At 72.8% G+C, this 20,594-nt stretch carries 16 protein-coding genes; 9 read left to right on the top strand and 7 right to left on the bottom strand.

Translation table 11 applies throughout. The features are described 5' to 3' along the window. Positions 1-284: 284 nt before the first annotated feature. The 3 genes from ABZ477_RS08355 (at position 285) to ABZ477_RS08345 (ending at position 8,350) form a co-directional block, all read left to right on the top strand. Positions 285-2,909 carry a DUF4062 domain-containing protein gene (locus ABZ477_RS08355; RefSeq protein ID WP_360130773.1) on the top strand — a complete coding sequence of 875 codons (2,625 nt, stop codon included), beginning with the start codon at positions 285-287 and terminating at the stop codon, positions 2,907-2,909. A 186-nt stretch (positions 2,910-3,095) separates the two neighbouring features. Next, positions 3,096-5,726, top strand: coding sequence for a DUF4062 domain-containing protein (locus tag ABZ477_RS08350; protein ID WP_360130770.1), 2,631 nt, complete (start codon positions 3,096-3,098; stop codon positions 5,724-5,726). Beyond that, complete coding sequence (locus ABZ477_RS08345) at positions 5,723-8,350, top strand: DUF4062 domain-containing protein (RefSeq protein WP_360130767.1); 2,628 nt, start codon at positions 5,723-5,725, stop codon at positions 8,348-8,350. Before ABZ477_RS08350 ends, ABZ477_RS08345 begins: the two co-directional genes overlap by 4 nt. A gap of 104 nt (positions 8,351-8,454) precedes the next feature. On the opposite strand, the gene ABZ477_RS08340 is transcribed toward ABZ477_RS08345, so the two are convergent. Next, complete coding sequence (locus tag ABZ477_RS08340) at positions 8,455-10,092, bottom strand: 5-oxoprolinase/urea amidolyase family protein (RefSeq protein WP_360130764.1); 1,638 nt, start codon at positions 10,090-10,092, stop codon at positions 8,455-8,457. After that, entirely contained in the window at positions 10,086-10,841 is a 756-nt protein-coding gene (locus ABZ477_RS08335; RefSeq protein ID WP_360130761.1) for a 5-oxoprolinase subunit PxpA, read from the bottom strand. The genes ABZ477_RS08340 and ABZ477_RS08335 overlap by 7 nt, the downstream gene beginning before the upstream one ends. 145 nt (positions 10,842-10,986) lie before the next feature. Between ABZ477_RS08335 and ABZ477_RS08330 the strand changes: the two genes are divergently transcribed. The 3 genes from ABZ477_RS08330 to ABZ477_RS08320 all read left to right on the top strand — a co-directional run bounded on the left by ABZ477_RS08330 (position 10,987) and on the right by ABZ477_RS08320 (position 12,992). Further along, positions 10,987-11,853, top strand: a complete 867-nt coding sequence (locus ABZ477_RS08330) for a fused MFS/spermidine synthase (protein ID WP_360130758.1) — start codon at positions 10,987-10,989, stop codon at positions 11,851-11,853. A gap of 92 nt (positions 11,854-11,945) precedes the next feature. Beyond that, on the top strand, positions 11,946-12,470 hold the full coding sequence (locus tag ABZ477_RS08325) for a hypothetical protein (RefSeq protein ID WP_360130755.1): 525 nt from the start codon (positions 11,946-11,948) through the stop codon (positions 12,468-12,470). Between the two features lie 30 nt (positions 12,471-12,500). Then, positions 12,501-12,992, top strand: coding sequence for a SprT-like domain-containing protein (locus ABZ477_RS08320; protein WP_360130753.1), 492 nt, complete (start codon positions 12,501-12,503; stop codon positions 12,990-12,992). Positions 12,993-13,156: 164 nt separating this feature from the next. Here ABZ477_RS08320 and ABZ477_RS08315 read toward each other — a convergent pair whose 3' ends face one another. Then, positions 13,157-13,762, bottom strand: coding sequence for a 2-phosphosulfolactate phosphatase (locus tag ABZ477_RS08315; RefSeq protein ID WP_360130750.1), 606 nt, complete (start codon positions 13,760-13,762; stop codon positions 13,157-13,159). 49 nt (positions 13,763-13,811) lie between these two features. Between ABZ477_RS08315 and ABZ477_RS08310 the strand changes: the two genes are divergently transcribed. Both ABZ477_RS08310 and ABZ477_RS08305 read left to right on the top strand, forming a co-directional pair. Continuing rightward, positions 13,812-14,345, top strand: a complete 534-nt coding sequence (locus tag ABZ477_RS08310; protein WP_360130747.1) for a hypothetical protein — start codon at positions 13,812-13,814, stop codon at positions 14,343-14,345. A 71-nt stretch (positions 14,346-14,416) separates the two neighbouring features. After that, on the top strand, positions 14,417-15,124 hold the full coding sequence (locus ABZ477_RS08305; RefSeq protein ID WP_360130744.1) for a DUF4386 domain-containing protein: 708 nt from the start codon (positions 14,417-14,419) through the stop codon (positions 15,122-15,124). 172 nt (positions 15,125-15,296) lie between these two features. Here the strand turns inward: ABZ477_RS08305 and ABZ477_RS08300 are convergent, their stop codons facing one another. Together ABZ477_RS08300 and ABZ477_RS08295 are read right to left on the bottom strand one after the other, a co-directional pair. Further along, the gene (locus tag ABZ477_RS08300; RefSeq protein WP_360130741.1) at positions 15,297-16,763 is read right to left on the bottom strand and encodes an ABC transporter permease; all 1,467 of its coding nucleotides are present in this window, start codon (positions 16,761-16,763) and stop codon (positions 15,297-15,299) included. Next, complete coding sequence (locus ABZ477_RS08295; RefSeq protein ID WP_360130738.1) at positions 16,760-17,581, bottom strand: ABC transporter ATP-binding protein; 822 nt, start codon at positions 17,579-17,581, stop codon at positions 16,760-16,762. Before ABZ477_RS08295 ends, ABZ477_RS08300 begins: the two co-directional genes overlap by 4 nt. A 300-nt stretch (positions 17,582-17,881) precedes the next feature. On the opposite strand from ABZ477_RS08295, the gene ABZ477_RS08290 reads away from it, so the two are divergent. Further along, complete coding sequence (locus ABZ477_RS08290; RefSeq protein WP_360130735.1) at positions 17,882-18,568, top strand: hemerythrin domain-containing protein; 687 nt, start codon at positions 17,882-17,884, stop codon at positions 18,566-18,568. A 133-nt stretch (positions 18,569-18,701) separates the two neighbouring features. Here ABZ477_RS08290 and ABZ477_RS08285 read toward each other — a convergent pair whose 3' ends face one another. Then, positions 18,702-19,355, bottom strand: coding sequence for a response regulator transcription factor (locus tag ABZ477_RS08285; RefSeq protein ID WP_360130732.1), 654 nt, complete (start codon positions 19,353-19,355; stop codon positions 18,702-18,704). Then, a complete protein-coding gene (locus ABZ477_RS08280; RefSeq protein ID WP_360130729.1) occupies positions 19,352-20,524 on the bottom strand; it encodes a histidine kinase in 1,173 nt (390 codons plus the stop codon). Before ABZ477_RS08280 ends, ABZ477_RS08285 begins: the two co-directional genes overlap by 4 nt. Positions 20,525-20,594: the final 70 nt, after the last annotated feature.

Here is a 20,594-nt window from a genome sequence, read left to right as displayed (position 1 = left end):
AGTGCTCGGACAATCCCCGAATCCTGCGCGCCGCTCACCGCGATATCGCCAGGGCGATGAAGCGGGGGCACGCAGGCACAGCCGACCACCATATGAGGGCAGGGGGAATCCAAGAGCGCAACTACCTACTATATGTCGTTCGACGCGCCGTGTCCAGCCGAATTCTTGACGAGTTCGGGATGCTGCGGTATAAACGCCGCGTTCGGCACGACATGCCGCGCCGAACCGCGGAAATTCAATGCAAGCGCATGACATCGGGGCCTTCGGCGCGTCATGATGTGGGCATGACTGGGGTCCACCGACCCGTGATCCGAACGCCCGACCAGCGGATCCGGGTCTTCGTAAGCTCGACCCTGCGCGAGCTCGCGGACGAGCGCGCCGCCGCGCGGGCAGCGATCGAGCGGATGCGGCTGGCCCCTGTCATGTTCGAGCTCGGCGCCCGCCCCCATCCCCCGCGCGAGCTGTACCGCTCCTACCTCGAGCAGAGCGACGTCTTCGTCGGCATCTACTGGGAGAGCTACGGCTGGGTCGCGCCCGACGAGCAGATCTCCGGCCTGGAGGACGAGTACGACCTCGCCCCGGCCACGATGCCCAAGCTCATCTACATCAAGGCGTCGCAGGACCGCGAGCCGCGCCTCAAGGACCTCATCGCCCGCATCCAGCGGGACGACCACGCGGCCTACCTCCCCTTCCACACCGCCGAGGAGCTCGAGGACCGCATCGCGGACGACCTCGCGACGCTCCTGGCCGAGCGCTTCGACAGCGCCCGCGCGCAGGACGAGGAGGAGGTCTCGCACGCCTCGTCCGCGGCGCCCGGACACGTGCCGGCGCCGTACACGACGACGATCGGCCGCGAGGAGGACGTCCGCAACGTGCACGACCTGCTGGCCGCGGGCACGGACCGGGTCGTGAGCCTCATCGGTCCCGGCGGCATCGGCAAGAGCCGCCTCGCGATCGAGGTCGCACGGGCCAGCGCCTCGGAGTTCCCCGACGGGGTGTACTTCGTCCTCCTCGAGGGCGTGCTCGAGCGGGGCCTGCTGCTGCCCACGATCGCGTACTCGCTCGGCGTCCGCGACATCGGCGACGCCGACCTCGAGGACCGCATCGCCCGCGCCCTGGAGGGCAAGCGCGTGCTCATCGTCCTCGACAACTTCGAGCAGATCGTGGATTCCGCCTCCGACCTCGTGCGCCTGTACTCGGCCGCGCCGCTGGCGACGTTCCTCGTGACGAGCCGCGTCGTCCTGCGGATCCGCGGCGAGCGCGTCTACGAGGTCGAGCCGCTCACGTCACCGGCGGGCGGTGAGCCCGCGACGATCCCGCGCGCCCTGCGGTCATCGGCCGTCGCGCTCTTCGTCGACCGGGCCCGTGCCGTGCGGCCGGACTTCGAGCTCACGGAATCGAACGTCGCCGACGTCGTGAGCATCTGCCGGCGGCTCGAGGGCCTGCCGCTGGCGATCGAGCTCGCCGCCGCGAAGGTGCGGGCTCTCCAGCCGTCCGCGATCGACGCCCGCCTCGGGCAGAGCCTCCCGCTCCTGACCGCTCCGTCTCGCGACCTGCCCGAGCGGCATCGCACGATGCGCGCCGCGATCGACTGGAGCATGAGCCTGCTGCCCGATGTCGAGCGCGATCTCCTGGAAGATCTCGGCGTGTTCGCGACGCGCTTCAGCCTCGACGCCGTCGAGTCCGTCAGCGTCGGCCGCTCGTGGGAGGGCCAGGTGCTGGAGGCCCTCGGCGGGCTCGTCGACGCCTCGCTCATCAAGCAGATCGACGTGGGCGGCCGTTCGGTCTTCTCGCTCCTGGCGATCGTGCGCGAGTACGCGCTCGGCCGGCTCAAGGCACGCGGCGAGGCCGACGCGATGCGCCGGGCACACGCGGACTACTACTCGGGGCTCGTGAAGCGCGCCGCACCCGATCTGCGCGGCGCTCATCAGCCCGACACCGTCCACCTCCTGGGGCTCGAGCTGTCCAACCTCCGCGCCGCCGTCCGCCATCTCGTCTACACCGATCGGCTCGACGACGCCGGCGACTTCGCCTGGAACCTCTTCGTCTACTGGTGGATCTCGGGCTTCTTCAGCGAGGTGCGGCTGTGGATGCTGGAGCTGCTGGGGAAGCAGCATCCCATCACCACCCGCACGCAGGCGATCGCCGTCTTCTTCACGGTGTGGGGTGAGATGTGGCGACGTCCGTCGCAGCAGGTCATCGAGGATCTCGGTGAGGCCTCGCGCCTGTTCGCCGAGGCCGGCGACGAGGAGGCCGCGGCGATGGCCCTCGCCGCACGCGGCAGCACGCGCATGCGCTTCCCCGACCTCGACATGGCGGCCGCGCTCGCCGACCTCGAGCATGCCCGCGACGAGCTGCACCGCCTCGGCGACTGGTGGACGGAGGCGCTCGCCGAGGTCGGGCTCGGGCTGCTCGCCCTCGCGCGGGGCGCCTTCCCCGACGCGATCGGGCACTTCGACGCCGGGTCGTCGATCGGCGTCGAGAGACAGGATGCCTTCATGCGGGTCGTCTCGGGCAACAACGTCGCGCGCATGCGGCTCATCGGCGGCGACCCCGAGGCGGCCGCCGTCGAGTACCGCAGGGCGCTCGAGCTGTCGGCGCTCCTGCACTACGACGAGGGCGCGCAGTACGCGCTGGAGGGCATGAGCGCCATCGCGGCGATCGCCGGGGACGCGTGGCGCGCGGGCGCCCTGGCCGCCGCGACGGAGTCCATCCGCCAGCGCGTCGGCGTCTTCGACGTCGAGGGGTTCGCGGCCAACGCGGAGCCTCTCGCCGCCGTGCGCGCCGTCGACCCGGCGGCGGTCGCGGCGGGCGAACGGGCCGGTCGCGACATGACGCTCGCCGAGGCGTTCGCCGTCGCACTGCCAGACGCCGACTCGTCCTTCCAGAGGGCCCTGGCGCCGTGGTGAGGGGATGCTGCCCGAAGCAGTGGTCGAGAAGCGGCCTCATTCCAGAGGGCCCTGGCGCCGTGGTGAGGGGATGCTGCCCGAAGCAGTGGCTGAGAAGCGGCTCCTTCCAAAGGGCCGTGGCGCCGTGGTGAGGGGATGCTGCCCGAAGCAGTGGCCGGGAAGCGGCGATCGCGTCATGATGTGGGCATGACCGTGGGCCATCGGCCCGCGATCCGCACACCCGACCAGCGGATCCGGGTCTTCGTCAGCTCGACCCTGCACGAACTCGCCGACGAGCGCCGCGCCGCCCGCGGCGCGATCGAGCGGATGCGGCTGGCCCCCGTCATGTTCGAGCTCGGCGCCCGTCCGCACCCGCCGCGCGAGCTGTACCGCTCGTATCTCGAGCAGAGCGACGTGTTCGTCGGCATCTACTGGGAAAGCTACGGCTGGGTCGCACCCGACGAGCGCAAGTCGGGGCTCGAGGACGAGTACGACCTCGCCCCCGCGACGATGCCCAAGCTCATCTACATCAAGGCCTCGGACCACCGCGACGAACGCCTCAAGGCCCTCATCGCCCGGATCCAGGCGGACGACCATGCGGCCTATCTCCCCTTCCAGACCCCGGAAGAGCTGCAGGACCGCATCACGGACGACCTCGCGACGCTCCTCGCGGAGCGCTTCGACGAGTCGCGCACGCAGGGGGATGACCACGGCGAGGCCGGCGAGGCGGCCGAGCCCGCTGCGGGCAGCGTGCCCGTTCCGTACACGACGACGATCGGCCGCGAGGCGGACCTCGCGGCGCTGCGGCGACTGCTCGCGGAGCGGCACCGCGTCGTGAGCCTCATCGGGCCCGGGGGCATCGGCAAGAGCCGGCTTGCGATAGAGACGGCGCTGGCGGCGGAGGACCTCTTCCCGGACGGCGTCTACTTCGTCCCGCTCGAGAACGTGTTCGAGCCGCGCCTGCTGATCACGACGATCGCGTACTTCCTGGGCATCCGCGACACCGGCGAGGCCGCGATCGAAGAGCGCATCGGGCATGCCCTCGCGCGCCGTCGCGTGCTCGTCGTCCTCGACAACTTCGAGCAGATCATCGAGGCGGCCCCCGTCCTCATCCGCCTCTACGATCTCGCCCCGCTCGCGACCTTCCTCGTCACGAGCCGGATCGTGCTGCGCATCCGCGGCGAGCAGGTGTACGACGTCACGGGGCTCACGACGCCCGAGGAGACGGCGCAGGCGACCGTGGAGCGCGTCGAGCAGTCGACGGCGTGCGCACTCTTCGTCGACCGGGCATCGGCGGCAAAACCGGGCTTCGAGCTCACAGACGAGAACGCGTCCGCGGTCGCCGACATCTGCCGGCGGCTCGAAGGCCTGCCGCTGGCCATCGAGCTCGCGGCGGCCAAGGTGCGGCTCCTGCCGCCGCAGACCATCGCGGAACGCCTCGAGCAGAGCCTGCCGCTGCTGACGGCGGCGGTCCGCGACCTCCCGGAGCGGCACCGCACGATGCGGGCGACGATCGACTGGAGCGTGAGTCTCCTTCCGGACGAGCAGCGCGACATGCTCGAGGACCTCGGGGTCTTCGCCCGCCGGTTCACGCTCGAGGCCGCGGAGGCCCTCGGCGTCGGCCGCACGTGGGAGGGCCAGGGTGTCGATGTCCTCGCGGCGCTCGTCGACAGCTCGCTCGTCAAGGTCACCGAGATCGAGGGCCGCTCCGTCTACTCCCTTCTCACGATCGTCCGGGAGTACGCGCTGGACCGGCTCGAGGCTCGCGGCGGGCTCGACCGCATGCGCGCGGCCCACGCCGAGTACTACGGTCTGCTCGTGGCGCGCATCGCCCCGGGCCTGCGCGGGGCGCGTCAGGCCGATGCGGTCATCGAGCTCGGCCTCGAGCTGCCGAACCTGCGCGCCGCCATCCGGCACATGGTCAACGCCGGCCGACTCGAGGACGCGGCCGACTTCGCCTGGCGCCTGCTCATCTACTGGTGGATCGGCGGCTTCTTCGGGGAGGTGCGCGTCTGGATGATGGAGCTGCTCGAGAAGCAGGCGACCATCACGCAGCACACGCGGGCCGTCGCCTGGTTCTTCGCGCTGTGGAGCGAGATGTGGCAGAACCCGACCGAGCAGGTCGTCGCCGGGATCGGAGAGTGCATCCGGCTCTTCGCCGAGAGCGGCGATGCGGATGCCTCGGCGATGGCGCTGGCGGCACGGGCGACGGCGCGCGTGCAGCTCGCGAACCCCGACGTCGAGAAGGCCGAGGCCGAGCTCACGGAGGCGGTCGGACTGCTCCGCGAACTCGGCAACGCGTGGGCGGAGGCGATCACGCTCGTCTCGCTCGGGCGGCTCGCGTGGGTGCGAGGCGATCCCGCGCGGGCGCTCGAGCGCTTCGGCGAGGCGAAGGACGTCGCGCACTCCAGCGGCGATCTCTTCACGAGCACCATCGCCGGCAACCTCCGGGCGCGCCTGAACTTCGCCCGGGGCGAAGTCGACGCCGCCGAGCAGGAGTTCATCCTGAGCCTGGGACAGTCGGTGCGCCTCCATTACGACGAGGGCGTCGCCTACGGACTCGAGGGTGTGTGCGGCATCGCGGCATCGCGCGGCGAGACGTGGCGGGCCAGCGCCCTCTCCGCGGCCGCCGAGGCGATCCGGCACCGCATCGGCATCTTCGACGTCGGCGCGTTCACGGTCCACACGCAGCGCATCGCCGAGCTCCGCGAGAGCGACCCCGTCGAGTTCGCGGCCGGCGAGCGCGCCGGGGCGGGCCTGTCCGTCGCCGAGGCGGTCGCCATCGCCCTGCCCGGCCTCGACGATCCCACCCTGCGCGCCGCGCTGCGAAGGTGGTGAGCACAACGACCATCCGCACTCCCGACCAGCGGCTGAGGATCTTCGTGTCCTCGACGCTGCGCGAGCTGGAGCGCGAGCGCATCGCGGCGCGCGGAGCCATCGAGCGCCTGCGGCTGGCTCCCGTCATGTTCGAGCTCGGCGCTCGGCCGCACCCTCCGCGGGAGCTGTACCGCGCCTATCTCGCGCAGAGCGACGTCTTCGTGGGGATCTACGGCGAGCGCTACGGCTGGGTCGCGCCCGGCGAGGACATCTCGGGACTCGAGGACGAGTATCGGCTGGCTCCCGCCGCCCTCCCGAAGCTCATCTACCTCAAGGAGCCCGCCGATCGCGATGAGCGGCTCGAGGAGCTCATCGACCGGATCCGCGCCGACGACACGGCGTCGTACAAGTCGTACGCGACGCCCGAGGAGCTCGCCGAGCTCGTCACGGCGGACCTCGCGACCCTCCTCGCCGAGCGGTTCGACGCTGCCAGGCCCGGGGTGGACGTGACGCCCCCGGCCATCGACCATGCCTCGCGCCTCCCCGTCTCGTTCACTCCCCTCATCGGCCGGGATCGCGAGGTGGAGGCCGTCCTGGCGCGCCTCCAGGAGCCGGGCACGCGCCTCGTCACCCTCCTCGGCCCCGGTGGCATCGGCAAGAGCCGGCTCTCTCTGGCCGTCGCGGCGGCCTCGTCCGATGCCTTCCCCGACGGCGCGGTCTTCGTCCCGCTCGAGAACGTCCTCGAGCCGGGGCTCCTCCTGCCCACGATCGGGTACGCGCTCGGCATCCGGGACACGGGTGAGCTGGCGCTCACGGAGCGGCTGTCGATCGCCCTCGAGGGGCGCCGGATGCTCCTCGTGCTCGACAACTTCGAGCAGATCGTGGATGCCGCGCCCATCCTGGTCGAGCTGTACACGCTCGCCCCCGACGTCGTGCTGCTCGTGACGAGCCGGGTCCTCCTGCGGGTGCGGGGCGAGCGGGTGTTCGACGTGCCTCCGCTGGCGTCCTACGACGCGGCGTCGCCGGAATCCGTCACGCGGGCTCTCACATCGCCGGCCGTCGAGCTCTTCGTCGAGCGCGCCCGCGCCGTCAAGCCCGACTTCGCCGTCACGGAGGCCAATGCGGCGGCCGTCGTCGGGATCTGCCGCGCCCTGGAGGGCGTCCCCCTGGCGATCGAGCTCGCGGCCGCCCGCATGCGCGTGCTCACTCCCGTCGCGATCCTGGATCGGCTCGACCGGCAGCTGCCCCTGCTCGTTGAGTCTTCGCGCGATCTCCCCGAGCGGCAGCGGACCCTGCGCTCCACGATCGAGTGGTCGACGGGGCTGCTGACAGCATCCGAGCGTCGCCTGCTCCACGATCTGTCCGTCTTCTCGCCGGGGTTCACGCTCGACTCGGTCGAGGCGCTCGGCACCAGGCGCGGCTGGGACTTCGACGCTTTCGAGGCGCTCGAGATGCTCGTCGACTCGTCCCTCGTGGAGCAGGCGGACATCGACGGGGAGTCGGTCTTCTCGATGCTCGCGACCGTCCGCGAGTACGGCATCGAGCGGCTCCGCGAGGCCGGCGATGAGCTCCCGGCGCGCACTTCGCACGCCGAGGTCTACCTGGAGCTCGCGCGGCGCATGGAGCGCGGGCTCGGCACGGACCGGCAGATCGCGTCGGTCGCGCGCCTGAACCTCGAGCGGGGCAATCTGCGCGCCGCCGTCCGCCATCTCGTGTCGATCGGGGATGCCGAGACGGCGACCGACGTCGCCTGGCGGCTGTACATCTACTGGTGGGTGGGCGGGTACCTCATGGAGGTCGCCGCCTGGATGGAGGAGCTGCGCGCCCGCATGGACCGCGACGCGACGCCGCGCGAGACGGCGATCGCGGACTTCTACATCTGCTGGCGGGACATGTGGAACGCGCCGCCCCACTCCGTGGCGCAGACGCTCGTGCGAGCGGCCGGGTTCTTCGACGACCTGCACGACGAGCTCGGCGTCGCGATGTCGCTCGCGACGGCGGGGATGGCGGAGCTCAACACGACCGATCCGGACCTCGCCGCGGCATCCGGATGGGTCTCGCAGGCCTCGGAGCGGTTCCGCCGTGCGGGCGCCGGATGGGGCGAGTCGCTGGGGCTCGTCGCGCTCGGCCGACTCGCCATCCTGGGGAACGAGCCCGAAGAGGCCATGGCGCTCTTCACTCGCGGACTGGCGGCGGCTGCGGCCAGCGGCGAGCAGTTCGCGACGACCATCGCGACGCACCACCTGGCCCGCATGCTGCTGTTCGGCGGCGACGTCGACGAGCCCGAGCGGCTCTTCCGCTCCGCGATCGAGGGCTCGATGCGCCTCGCGCACGAGGAGGGCATCGCGTACGGCCTCGAGGGCCTCTGCGCCATCGCCGCGCTGCGCGGCGACGTCGAGCGCGCCGGCGTCCTGGCGGGCGCCGCGACGGCGATGCGCAAGCGCGTCGCGACCTTCGACACACCGGACTTCGTCTACCACACGCGCTACGTCGCGGCCCTCGTGCCCGACCCCGCCGACGACCCCGCCGGCGCCGCCGAGATCCTGCGCCGGCTGGCCGCCGCCGAGGAGCGCGGCGCCGAGTACGGCGCGTTCGAGGCAGCCGAGTACGCGCTGACCGGAGCGACCGCGGCGAGCGCACGCTGACGCTCGCGCGCGGTCGGCAGGCGGCCGCGTCGAGATCACAGAAGTTCTGGCAATTCGACGCCGGTTCGCCGGAACTTCTGGCCGATCGACGTGCGCTCCGCGTCTCAGCCCGCGCGGGCGTGGCGGAAGCGGATGCGGGTCCCCGGCCGGGCCTGCGCGACGGCGTCGAGCGCAGCATCCGTCGCAACCGCGATGACGGGATACCCGCCCGTCACGGGACCGTCGGCGAGGAGGATCGTCGGCCGTCCGCTCGGCGGCACCTGCAGGGCGCCCGGGACCATGCCTTCGCTCGGCAGCTCGCCCGCGCGGCTGCGAATGAGTTCCGGCCCGTCGAGGCGCACGCCGACGCGGTCGGCGTCGTTCGTGACGGTCCAGACGGCCTCGTAGAGCACGTCGAGGGCGGATGCCGCGAACCAGTCGGCGCGCGGTCCGGGGGCGAGCTCCACGACGAGCTCTTCGTCGTGCGGCGCGCCCCACGGCGCGATCGCGGAGGCCGGGACGGGACCGGATGCCTCGTCCCGGACGCCGACGACATCGCCGGGGCGCAGCGGTGCGGGCCCGAGACCCGCGAGGAGATCCGTCGCGCGCGAGCCGAGCACGACCCGGCCGTCGAGCCCGCCGCGCACGGCGAGGAACCCGCGGGCGCCGCTGCCGAACCAGTCGACGCGGAGCTCGGCTCCCGACGGCCACGCGTGGGCCTCGTACGGGTCCACCTCGCGGTCGTCGAGGCGGATCGGACCCCAGGCGCCCGTCACGGCGAACCAGAGGTCGTCCTCCGCGACGGCGCGGAACCCGCCCATCGTGATCTCGACGCCGGCCGCGCCCTCGGGGTTGCCCACGAGTCGGTTGGCCGTCCGCAGCGCGCCGCGGTCGAGCGCCCCCGAGACGGCGACGCCGAGCGACGCCGCTGTCGGCCGGCCCAGGTCCTGGATCGTCGAGAGGAGGCCGGGCTCGAGGATCCGGATGCCGCGCGGCGGCTCGCTCGGCGTGGTTGCGGGGCTCGTCTGTTCGCCGAACCCACCCACTTCCGGCGAACCCACCCGCTCCTGTGTGCGGAAAGGGGTGGGCTCGATGGAAAGGGGTGGGTTCGGCGAGGTGGTGGCCTTGGCCCGCGCGGGGACGAACCGCACGCGGGTCCCGGGCGGGAGGAGCGCCGGGGACTCAGCGTCCGGATCGAACAGCGTCGCGGTCGTCGTGCCGATGAGCCGCCACCCGCCCGGAGTCTCGCGCGGATACGCCCCCGTGAACCCCGCCGCGAGGCCGACCGCGCCCGCCGGGACGCGCGTACGCGGGCTCTCCAGGCGCGGGACGTCGAAGTCCCACTCGCCGCTCACGAGGTACCCGAACCCGGGCGCGAACCCCGTGAACGCCACGGTCCACTCGGCGGCGGCGTGGCGGCGCACGAGTTCGTCGGGTGCGAGGCCCAGCAGCTCCGCCGTCGACGCGAGGTCGGGACCGTCGTACGCGACCTCGAGCTCGACGACCGCAGCGTCGTTGCGGCGGGGGGCGACAGCATCCGTCTCCACGGCCGTGCGCTCGATCCACGCGCGGGTCGCGGGGAGGGCCGGCATCCGCGAGTCGACGCGCACGAGCACTGTGCGCGCGCCGGGGACGAGATCCACGACGCCGGGCGGGCGGGATGCTGTGAGCCCTGCGTGCAGCGCGAGGACGTCGTCGAGCGAGCCGGTCTCGGCCAGGAGCGCGCGGTCGCCCATGGGCAGCACGCGGGTCGCGATCACCACGGCGCGCGCACTCCGATGCCGGCGGCGTCGAGCGCGGCGCGCACGGCGCGGGCCATCGCGACGGCCGCGGGCGAGTCGCCGTGCAGGCACAGGGAGGCCGCGCCCGTCCCGACGTCGGACCCGTCGACGGCCTCGACACGACCCTCCGCGGCGAGGCGCACAGCACGGGCTGCGACGAGCGCGGGGTCGTCGAGGAGGGCGCCGGGCTCGCCGCGCGGGACGAGCGATCCGTCGGGGCGGTACCCGCGGTCGAGGAACGCCTCGCGGACGAACGGGAGCCCCGCCGCGGCCGCGGCGTCCGCGATCGCGCCTTCGAGACCCAGGATCGGAACCGCCCGGCCCGATCGCTGCGCGAGGTCGGCCACGGCCTGCGCCACCGCGTCGGCCTCGGCGCGGTCGCGGGTCACGGAGTGGTACAGCGCCCCGTGCGGCTTGACGTAGCGGATGCCGGCACCCGCCGCCTCGAGCGCCGCGAGCTGCTCCGCGATCGAGGCCCGGAGGTCGACGGGCGCGATCGGGATGCGCGTCCGGCCGAAGCCGGCCCGATCCGGATACGACGGGTGGGCGCCGACGGCCACGCCGAACCGGGTCGCGCGCTGCACCGCGGCACGCATCGACGCGGCATCCCCCGCGTGCCCGCCGCAGGCGATGCTCGCACTCGAGATGACGGCGAACATCGCCTCGTCGTCGGCCGTCGCGACGCCGCCGACCGTCTCGCCGAGGTCCGCGTTGAGGTCGATCGAAGCCATGTGCCCACGGTATCGCCGCAGCGGGTGCCGACCGGCGGCGTGCACAACGTCGCCCTTTGCCGCCGCCGCGGCGCCTCGAGGGGCCGCGATCTGGCCCGCGAGACTCGGATCAGCGACGTTGTGCACACCGGGCTAGCGTGGAGGCATGGCGAGAGCGCGCAGGGAACCGGCCGACGAGCCACAGGCCCGGCTCGCGGACGGGACCCTCGCCCGCATCGTCCCCTCGGCCTACACGAGCGGGTTCGAGCTCGTCGTCGACGGCACGCCGCAGTCGCACGTCGACCTCGACGACCCGACGCACCTGCACTTCGAGTACATCGCGCGGATGGGCGCGGTCATCGACCGGCTCCGGATGCCCCGGCAGCCCCTCACCGCCGTGCATCTCGGTGCGGGGGCCCTGACGATCCCGCGCTACGTCGAGGCGACGCGTCCCGGCTCGCGCCAGCAGGTCATCGAGCTCGAGCCGGCCCTGGTCGAGCTCGTCCGCGGGAACCTCCCGCTGCCGCGCGGAGCGGCCATCCGCGTGCGGATCGGCGACGCGCGCGAGGGTATCGGGCGGCTTCCGGCCGCGCTGACGGGGGCCGTCGACCTCCTCGTGTCGGACGTCTACTCGGGCGCACAGACGCCCGCACACCTCACGACGGTCGAGTTCTACACCGCCGCCGCACGGCTGCTCGCACCCGACGGGGTCCTCCTCGTCAACGTCGCGGACGGCGCGGGCCTCGCCTTCGCACGGCGACAGGTCGCGACCGTGCGCGCCGTGCTGCCGCACGTCATCGTGCTCGCCGAGGTGCAGACGCTCAAGGGCCGCAGGTTCGGCAACCTCGTGGTCGCGGCATCCGGCGCGCCCCTGCCCACCCAGTGGCTGCCGCGGCTCATGGCCGCAGGGCCCCACCCCGCCAAGGTCGCGCAGGGCGCCGAGCTCGACGAGTTCGTGCGCGGGGCCCGGCCCGCGACCGACGCCGACGCGACGCCGTCGCCCAAGCCCTCGGCCTCCCTCTTCGAACGCTGATCCGTCGCGTGCCCCGGCGTGCCGGGACGGCGCACCCCGAACCGCGGGGCACACTGGAACGGCGAACCGGTGCGCGCGGAGAGGAGTAGACGGTGAGCTACATCCACGGATACGACCCCGACACACTGCGTGAGCAGATCGACCCCCGCCAGTGCAAGGAGCGGCTCGAGGAGATCGGCGAGCAACGCAGCCTCGCAGCGCTCCTGGAGCGCGTGTGGCTGCTGAAGGTGCTCGATCGGCTGGAGGACTCCCTCGTCGTGTCGGAGCAGTCCGTGCGGCTCGCCCGCATGGCGGGCACGCGGAAGGATCTCCTCCGCGCCCGCATCCTGCACGCGTCGGTCCTGCAGCAGCGGCGCGCCTTCGCCGCGGCCGAGCAGGAGCTCACGACGTGCGCCGAGGAAGCCGAGGGCCAGGGCTGGGGCGCGATCGCCGCGTTCGCGTACGAGCATCGCGGGAAGGTCCACTACGACGCGGAGGACTACGAGTCGGCCCGCACCGACTTCAAGCGGGCGCTGTTCCTCCGCCAGGACTCCGGCGCGAGCGACAAGCAGCTCGAGTCCACGCTCCAGGCGATCGACGCCGCCGACCGGCGGCGCGCCCGGGCTGTCGCCAGTTGACTGTCGCACGTCTGTTCTAATCTCTCCGGCATGTCGGAACTGCAGCGCGTGCGGCGGTGGGCCGAGGCCCTCATCGCGACCCATCTCGACGACTCGTGGACGTTCGCGTTCGACAACGCGAAGCGCCGCGCGGGCCTGTGCGACTACACCCGCAAGCGCATCTCGGTGTCGCGCTACCTCACGGCGCGCTACGACGACGACACCAATCATCAGACGCTGCTCCACGAGGTCGCGCACGCACTGGCGGGTCCGGATGCTGCGCACGGCCCGCGCTGGAAGTCCGTGGCGCGAGACCTGGGCTACGTCGGCGGCGTGACCCACCACGGCGAGACGGCGATCGAACTCGCGCCCTGGGTCGGCGTGTGCCCTGCGGGCCACACGGCGTATCGGCACCGCCGGCCGTCGCGGGCGACGTCGTGCGTCAAGTGCGCGCCCCGCTTCGACTCGCGGCACCTCTTCACGTGGACGCGGCGCGAGATCACCCCCGCTACCCGTCTCGCGGCGATGACTCCCCGCGACTGAGCCCGACGCAGTCGCACCCGGTCGTTGAGCGAGGGAGCGAAGCGACCGAGACGTGTCTCGATACGGGCGCGGAGCGCCCTACTCGACAACCGCCGCGGCCTGGAGTGGGCGGTTTCGTCTCGCGCAGACCCGCACTGAGCGAGCGAAGCGAGTCGAAGTGTCGCTCAACGACCGAGACCGACGGCCCCGTCGCGCAGGACCGGCACCGCCGACGAGGCGTCGACGGCGGCGGCCGCGTGGACCTCGTCGACACCGCCCGGGAACGCCCTGCCCGAGCCGCTCGCCGTCAGGAGGTGCCGCGTCGCGCGGCGCAGGCCCCGGAAGGACTCGCACGCCGCGGCCGCCTCGGGCGAGGAGTGGTCGATGCCGCGGTCGGCGAGCGCCGCGATGACGGCGCCTGCGCCGAGCTGATCCTCGACCGTGAAGCGATGCCCGTCGCCCGCCGCGACGACCGCGACGCTCGTGCGGGCGGCCCGGCGCTCCTGTTCGGCGAGCACGGCCGCCGCGACGGCGGCCGCATTGCGGAGGCCGCCGATCAGCACGACCGCCTCACCGAGTTCCGCGGCCTCGATGATCGTCATGGCGGCGGTGACAGCATCCGGCTCGGTCGTCCGGCCGGCCTCGGCGGTCGAGATGAGGCTCGCCGAGAAGCCCAGGACGTCCACGAGCACGACGACGTCGGCCGGCGCGAGCCGCACGAGACCGTCCGCACCCCACTCGAAGCGGACCTGATACGTGGACTGGTCGAAGGGATGCAGCTTCTCGGGCACCCCGAAATCCTAGGCCGCAGCGCCTGGGCCGCCGGTGCGAGACTGGAGCATGCGCGTTCTGCTGAAGCTCGTGATCGACTGCGACGCGGATGCCGCGTGGCGGGCCGTCCACTCGCCCCGCGCCGTCGCGGAGCTGTACGGGCCGCTGCTCGATCTGGATCCGCTCGTGCCGCACGGTCTGCCGACGTCCTGGTCGCCGGGCGACGACGTCCCGGTCCAGCTCAGCGCGCTCGGCGTCGTGCCGATGGGCCGCCAGCTCATCCACATGAGCGAGCGCCACGTCGACGGACCGAACGGACCCGTGCGGATCTTCCGCGACAGCGGCATCCCGCTCACCGGCCCGCTGTCGAGTCTCGACGTGTGGGACCACCAGATGGCGGTCTCGCCGGCGCCGGGCGATCCGACGAAGACGCTGTGGCGCGATCGCCTGGTGATCGGCGGCCCGACCGCACCCGCGCTGTGGCCCGTCCTCTGGGCCACCTGGCAGTGGCGCGCCGCGCGGATCCGGGCACTCGCCCCCACATGGGCGCACGACCCCGAGCCGTCCGAAGAGCCGCAGTCCGACGACGCAACCCGCGTGTAAAGAATTATTGACAGCATCCCATCGACAGGCGTACCGTCTGGTGTCAAGAATTCTTGACACAGGAGGTCGGGATGGACACACAGAAGCGGACGGCCCGCGCGACGGGGGCCTGGTACCTGGCGGTGGCGGTCACGGGGATGCTGGGATTCCTCGTCATCCGTCCGCAGCTCTACATCGCGGACGACCCCGCCGCGTCGCTCGCGAACGTGACCGAGAACGCGGCGCTCGCCCACCTCGGGCTCGGCCTCGAGATGGCGCTCGTCGTGGTTCAGGCGCTCACGGCGGTCTGGTTCTACAAGCTGCTCCGCCCGATCGCACCCACGGCGGGCTTCGCGGTCGCGGCGTTCGGCCTGCTGAACGGGGCCGCCGTCATGGCCAGCGGCGTGTTCCTCGCGACCGCGCTCTGGGTCGCCGAGAGCCCGGTCGCCGACCCGGTCGGCGCGGTGGGCCTCCTCGACCAGCTGAGCACCAACGCGTGGGGTATGGGCAGCCTGTTCTTCGGTCTCTGGCTCATCCCGATGGGCTGGGCGGCGATCACGACGGGCCGGATGCCCGTCCTCCTCGGCTGGCTGCTCGTCGTCGGCGGCGTCGCGTATCTCGTGAGCGCCTTCGCCGGCTATGCCGTCGCGGACGCTCCGGCGTGGGCGACCGACTACCCGCCCTTCCTCGCGACGATCGGCGAGTTCTGGATGATCGGGTACCTGCTGACGGTCGGCATCCGCCCCGCGGACGACTCGCGCGCAGTCGTCCGCGTGCGCGCCGACTCGGTCGCGGCGTAGCGCGGCCGTCGGCGAGTAGCCAGAAGTTCTGGCCGATCGGTGTCGAGATGCCAGAACTTCTGGCGTCTCGCGGCGGGACGGGCTACAACGACGGAGGGATGCCGCGGCCGAAGCCAGGCCGCGGCATCCCGTTCGGCGCCCGCGCCGGCCCGATCCGGCGAGGCGCCGCCCCCTACTCGGCGAGCGCCTCGACGGGGGCGACCCGCGTCGCGAGGCGCGTCGGGACGACGGCGGCGACGAGGGTCAGGACGGCCGTCGCGACGACGACCGCCACGACGGGCCACAGCGGCACGGCGGGCCACACGAAGGTCGGCGTGAAGCTCGTCGCGGACGGGTCGAGCGGGATCGACCCGAGGAGCGACTGGGCCCCGGCCCAGCCGTAGGCGATGCCCAGGACCAGTCCCGTCGCGAGCGCCGCGACCGTGATGTGGGCGGCCTCCAGCAGGACGACGCGGCGCACCTGGTCGTTCGAGAGGCCGAGGGCGCGCAGGAGGCCGAGCTCGCGGCGGCGCTGGACCACGCCGAGCGTCAGGAGGTTGACGAGGCCGACCGCCGCGATGACGGCGGACACCGCGACGAGGCCCATCATGATCGCCGCGAACGAGTCGATCGTGAGCGCCATCTCGGGTGGGAGCTCTCCGCCTGCCGTCCGGGTCAGGACGGCCTTCACCGACTCGAGCGCGACGGCGAACATCGTCACGAGGGTCACGCCCATGACGACGCCGATCGCCATGCGGCTCGAGCGCTCGGGGTATCGCATCGCGTTCTCCGCCGCGAGCCGCGCCGTCGCCGACGAGCCGAATGCGCGCCCGACGAGCCGCAGGACGGGCGGCATCACGAGGGTCGCGCCCAGCGCCAGCCCCGTGAACGACAGGATGCCGCCGACGAACGCGATGATGACGCCGAGCGGCGTGTAGAGCCCCGCGAGGATGCCGAGGGCCAGCAGCCCGCCGCCGATCACGAAGAGCACGATCGCGACGACGTTACGGCCGCTGCGACGCGCGATCACCTCGTGCGAGGCCTCGACCGAGCCGCCGAGCGCCTGCAGCGGAGTGACCGCGAGAACGCGGCGCGAGCCGGCCCACGCAGCCGCCCACGTCGTGAGGGCGACGACAGTGGCGGGGATGAGCAGCGCGGGGTGGACGACGGCGTACTCGACGCCGTCGAGCCCGAGCACGGCGGTCAGCACGGCGACGCCTGCCGCCGCGAGCGCCGTCCCCACGACGAGGCCGAGGAACGCGCCGATGACGCCGACCCCCAGGCCCTGCCGAGCGACCTCGCCGCGCTGCGATCGTGCGGAGGCTCCGATCAGCCGCAGCAGTGCGATCTGTCGCGTGCGACCGGCCACGACGGTCGAGAAGGTGTTGGCTGTGACGATCGCCGCGACGTACACCGCCACGCCGACGAGCAGCACCGTGAGGAACCCGAGGACCATCGCGAGCGTGCCGCTGTCCCCGATGTACGGGTCGGCCGAGAGCATCGCCGCGATGAAGCCCGTGGCCGAGATCAGGACGACGCCGAAGGCGCTGGACAGCGCCGAGACCAGGACGCTCGCGCCCATCCCGCGTTCGCGGAGCCACGCGAGGGGGACGGATGCCGCGGGCCGAGGCATCCGGATGTCGGCGGTGACGGCGGTCATGCCGACACCTCCGCGGCGGGCGCCGGCGCCTGGGCAGGGGCGTGGACCTGCGCCCGTGCCGAGCCGATCTCGGCGGCGAGCATGTAGGCCGCGATCTCCTCGGCGGACTGGTGCGGCTTGTCGGCGACGATGCGGCCATCGCCGAGGAAGATGACGCGATCCGCGTGGCTCGCGGCGATGGGGTCGTGCGTCACCATGGCGATCGACTGGCCGTGATCGCGGCTCGCCGACTGCAGGAGTGCGAGCACTTCGCGACCGCTGCGCGAATCGAGGTTGCCGGTGGGCTCGTCGGCGAAGACGAGGTCGGGCGCCGTCGCGAGCGCGCGGGCGATCGCGACGCGCTGCTGCTGCCCGCCGGACAGCTCGTGCGGGCGGTGCCCGAGCCGGGCGTCGAGTCCGAGCGTGCGGACGAGCGCGTCGATGCGAGAGCGCTCGAGCGCCGAGGGCCGGCGGCCGTCGAGGTCGAAGGGCAGGAGGATGTTGCGCATGGCGTCGAGCGTCGGCACGAGGTTGAACGCCTGGAACACGAACCCCACGCGCCGGCGCCGGAGCACTGTGAGCTCGAGGTCGCTGAGCCCCGTGATCTCGGTGTCGCCGATCCACGCGCGGCCGCTCGTCGGGGCGTCCAGGCCCGCCATGATGTGCATGAGCGTCGACTTGCCCGAGCCGGAGGGGCCCATGATGGCGGTGAACTCGCCGCGACGGATGCCGACGCTCACGCCGTCGAGCGCCGTCACGGCGCCCTCGCCTGCGCCGTAGGTCTTGGTGAGCTGCTGCACCCGGGCGGCGAGGCCCAGGTCGGTCGATGAGATGTGCATGCTTCGACGTTAGGAATCGGGTGGCGACGGTCGCGTCGGCCTGGAGAGGCATCCGCGTACATCTCGAGGATGATCTCTGCCCGCTTCGACTCGCCGCGCCGGCGAGCGGCCCGGTCGTTGAGCGAGCGAAGCGAGACGAAGCGCCCCGCACTCGGCCCACACCGGAGTCGCCGCGGCGCTCGGACGTTTCGTCTCGTCGCTTCGCTCCTCGCTCAACGACCGGGCACCACCGCAGGACCGCTCTTCCGTCGATCGGCGGTCCGGGCTAGCGTCGGGCGCGAGTCCGGCGAAGGAGACCCGATGCCCGCCACACCCCTGCCGCCGAGCGGCGATGTCCCGAAGGCCAAGACGTGCGATGCGAGCGGCATGGCCGACATCCACCGCATGTACAAGGCGGGCTTCGGCGAAGGACCCGACCTCGTGCGCGGTGTCGCGCCGGGCGATGCGGCGCACGCGGAGGTCGTCTCGGAGCAGCTCGCCCTCCTCTCCACGTCCCTGCACGCGCACCACGAGGGCGAGGACGAACGCCTCTGGCAGCCCCTCGCCGAGCGCGCGCCGTCGTGCGCCGTCCACGTCGAGCGGATGAAGGCGCAGCACGCCGAGCTGCTCGTCCACCTCACGGCGCTCGACGCCGCCCTCCCCGCGTGGCGGCGTTCCGCCGCATCGACGGATGCCGAGCCCGTCCTCGCCGCGATCGACGGCGTCAACGGGGCGCTCGCAGTGCACCTGCCGGATGAGGAGACGAACATCGTGCCCGTCATGGAGACGGTCATCACGCAGAAGGAGGTCGACTGGTTCGGTGAGCACGGCCGCAAGGCGACGCCGAAGGGCCAGACGTGGAACTCCCTCGGCCTCATCCTGGCCTCGCAGCCCGACGGCGGCGACGCGTGGATGCGCAAGAGCCTGCCGGGGCCGTTCCGGCTGATCTGGCGTTGGATCGGCAAGCCCAGGTACGAGAGGCACCGCGCCGCCCTCGAGGGGCGCTGAACATCCGCGACCCGCAGGCCCGGGGCGTTTCGTCTGGCGCGCTGCGCGCGGCCTCGCTCAACGACCGGGCTTCTCACCGACCCGGTCGTTGAGCGAGCGAAGCGAGGCGAAACGCCTGCGCCCAGCGCACGACTCAGGCCAGGCCGTGCTCGAAGGCGAAGACGACGAGCTGCACGCGGTCGCGGAGGGCGAGCTTCGTGAGGATCCGGCTGATGTGGGTCTTCACGGTGGCCTCGGACAGGAACTCGCGCGCCGCGATCTCGGCGTTGGACAGACCCCGCGCAGCGAGCGCGAAGATCTCGCGCTCCCGCTCGGTGAGCTCGCGGTAGGCCGGCGGGATCGGGCGGGGAGCGGCATCCGTGAACCTCGCGAAGAGGTCGCGCGTGGCTGATGCCGCGATGACGGCCGACCCCGCGTGCACGGTGCGGATCGCCGCGAGGAGGAACTCGGGGTCGGCGTCCTTCAGGAGGAACCCGCTCGCGCCCTGGCGGATCGCGCGCGCCGCGGCCTCGTCGAGATCGAACGTCGTGAGCATCACGATGCGCGGCGGATCGGCGTCGCGCAGCAGCTCGGCCGTGGCGGCGAGGCCGTCGAGGACCGGCATCCGGATGTCCATCAGCACGACGTCCGGCCGCGCACCGCGCACGACCGCGATCGCCTCCTGCCCGTCCGATGCCTCGCCGACGACCTCGAGGTCGGGCTGCGAGTCGACGAGCATCCGGATGCCGGCGCGGAACAGCGCCTGGTCGTCGACCAGCACGACGCGGATCGACGCCCCGGTCGTCACGCCGGGGCTCCGATCGGCAGCTGCGCCGTCACGACGAACTCGCCGTCCATCGGCGCGGCGTTGAGCCACCCGCCGACGAGGCTCGCGCGCTCGCCCATCCCGATCAGCCCGTGGCCCGAGTGCCGCGGATCATCGCCCGGCCGCATTCTGTTGCGCACTTCGAGCTGCACCTCGGGCCGCCCTCGGCCGGCGTCGGCCGGCCACGCGATCCGGACCGACACGGCGCCGCCGTCGCCGTGGCGGAGGGCGTTCGTCAGAGCCTCCTGCAGGATCCGGTAAACGGCGAGCTGCACGACGGCGGGCGGCTCGGCGAGGGGCGCCGGGTCGACGTCGATCGTCAGGGGCACCCCTGCGGCGCGCACCTGCGCATAGAGCTCCTCGAGGTCCGCAAGGGTCGGCTGCGGCCCGTCGGTCTGACTGTGGCGCAGCTGCGTCAGCAGCAGGCGCACGTCGGCGAGCGCGGAGCGCGCCGTCGTCGAGATCGTCTCGAGCGCTGCGGGGGCGGCGGAGGGATCGGATGCCGCGGCATACCGCGCGCCGTCGGCCTGCGCGATCACGACGGCGAGGGAGTGGGCGACGACGTCGTGGACGTCACGCGCGACCCGGACGCGCTCCTGCTCGGCGACGGTCTCGTCCTCCGCGCGCCGCTGCGCAGCGCGGTTCTCGCGCGCGCGGACGGCGGTGCGCACGAGCGCGCCGACGGTCCAGGAGAGCACGAGCGCGAAGAGAGCGGCGATGAGCACCGCGACGGCCGACGTGAGCGCCTGCCACCCGCTCCCTGGGGCGAAGATCGCCGAGGAGAGCAGGTAGAGCGTGATGACGCCCGCACCGACGACAGCCGAAGAGAAGCCGAGCCAGAACACGAGCCGCGATCCGTAGGCGGCGGTCGCGTAGAGCACGGCGAAGATCGCGAGGTCGGCGAGCCCCGGGTTGCGGCCGAACGACATCTGCACGATCGCGCCCAGCCACGCGACGCCGAGCGACAGCCCCGGCGACAGCCGGCGGATGGCCAGCGCGCCGGCGAAGATGACCGTGACGAGCGCCGTGCCCAGGGTGTTCGCGTCGCCGGCCCAGCCGAACCGCAGCTCGACCGGACCGACGATGACGGCGAAGACGCCCGCGATCACGACGTCGACGATGATCTGGTACGGCTTCAGGGGGCGGAACACGCCCTCACGCTACGGGAGACGGGGATGCCGCGGCATCCGCCCTGCGATGTATCCGGGCGCCTCGGGGATG

The sequence above is a fragment of the Microbacterium sp. NPDC019599 genome (assembly GCF_040632175.1).
In the GTDB taxonomy this organism is placed as follows: domain Bacteria; phylum Actinomycetota; class Actinomycetes; order Actinomycetales; family Microbacteriaceae; genus Microbacterium.
Note: the sequence above shows the minus strand (reverse complement) of the source record. Positions and strands in the feature narration are given on the sequence as shown.

Bases quoted from the DNA above. Each gene is read 5' to 3' on its own strand.
- ABZ477_RS08355 (WP_360130773.1), top strand. From the start codon at position 285: ATGACTGGGGTCCACCGACCCGTGATCCGAACGCCCGACCAGCGGATC.
- ABZ477_RS08350 (WP_360130770.1), top strand. From the start codon at position 3,096: ATGACCGTGGGCCATCGGCCCGCGATCCGCACACCCGACCAGCGGATC.
- ABZ477_RS08335 (WP_360130761.1), bottom strand. From the start codon at position 10,841: ATGGCTTCGATCGACCTCAACGCGGACCTCGGCGAGACGGTCGGCGGC.
- ABZ477_RS08330 (WP_360130758.1), top strand. From the start codon at position 10,987: ATGGCGAGAGCGCGCAGGGAACCGGCCGACGAGCCACAGGCCCGGCTC.
- ABZ477_RS08320 (WP_360130753.1), top strand. From the start codon at position 12,501: ATGTCGGAACTGCAGCGCGTGCGGCGGTGGGCCGAGGCCCTCATCGCG.
- ABZ477_RS08310 (WP_360130747.1), top strand. From the start codon at position 13,812: ATGCGCGTTCTGCTGAAGCTCGTGATCGACTGCGACGCGGATGCCGCG.
- ABZ477_RS08305 (WP_360130744.1), top strand. From the start codon at position 14,417: ATGGACACACAGAAGCGGACGGCCCGCGCGACGGGGGCCTGGTACCTG.
- ABZ477_RS08300 (WP_360130741.1), bottom strand. From the start codon at position 16,763: ATGACCGCCGTCACCGCCGACATCCGGATGCCTCGGCCCGCGGCATCC.
- ABZ477_RS08295 (WP_360130738.1), bottom strand. From the start codon at position 17,581: ATGCACATCTCATCGACCGACCTGGGCCTCGCCGCCCGGGTGCAGCAG.
- ABZ477_RS08290 (WP_360130735.1), top strand. From the start codon at position 17,882: ATGCCCGCCACACCCCTGCCGCCGAGCGGCGATGTCCCGAAGGCCAAG.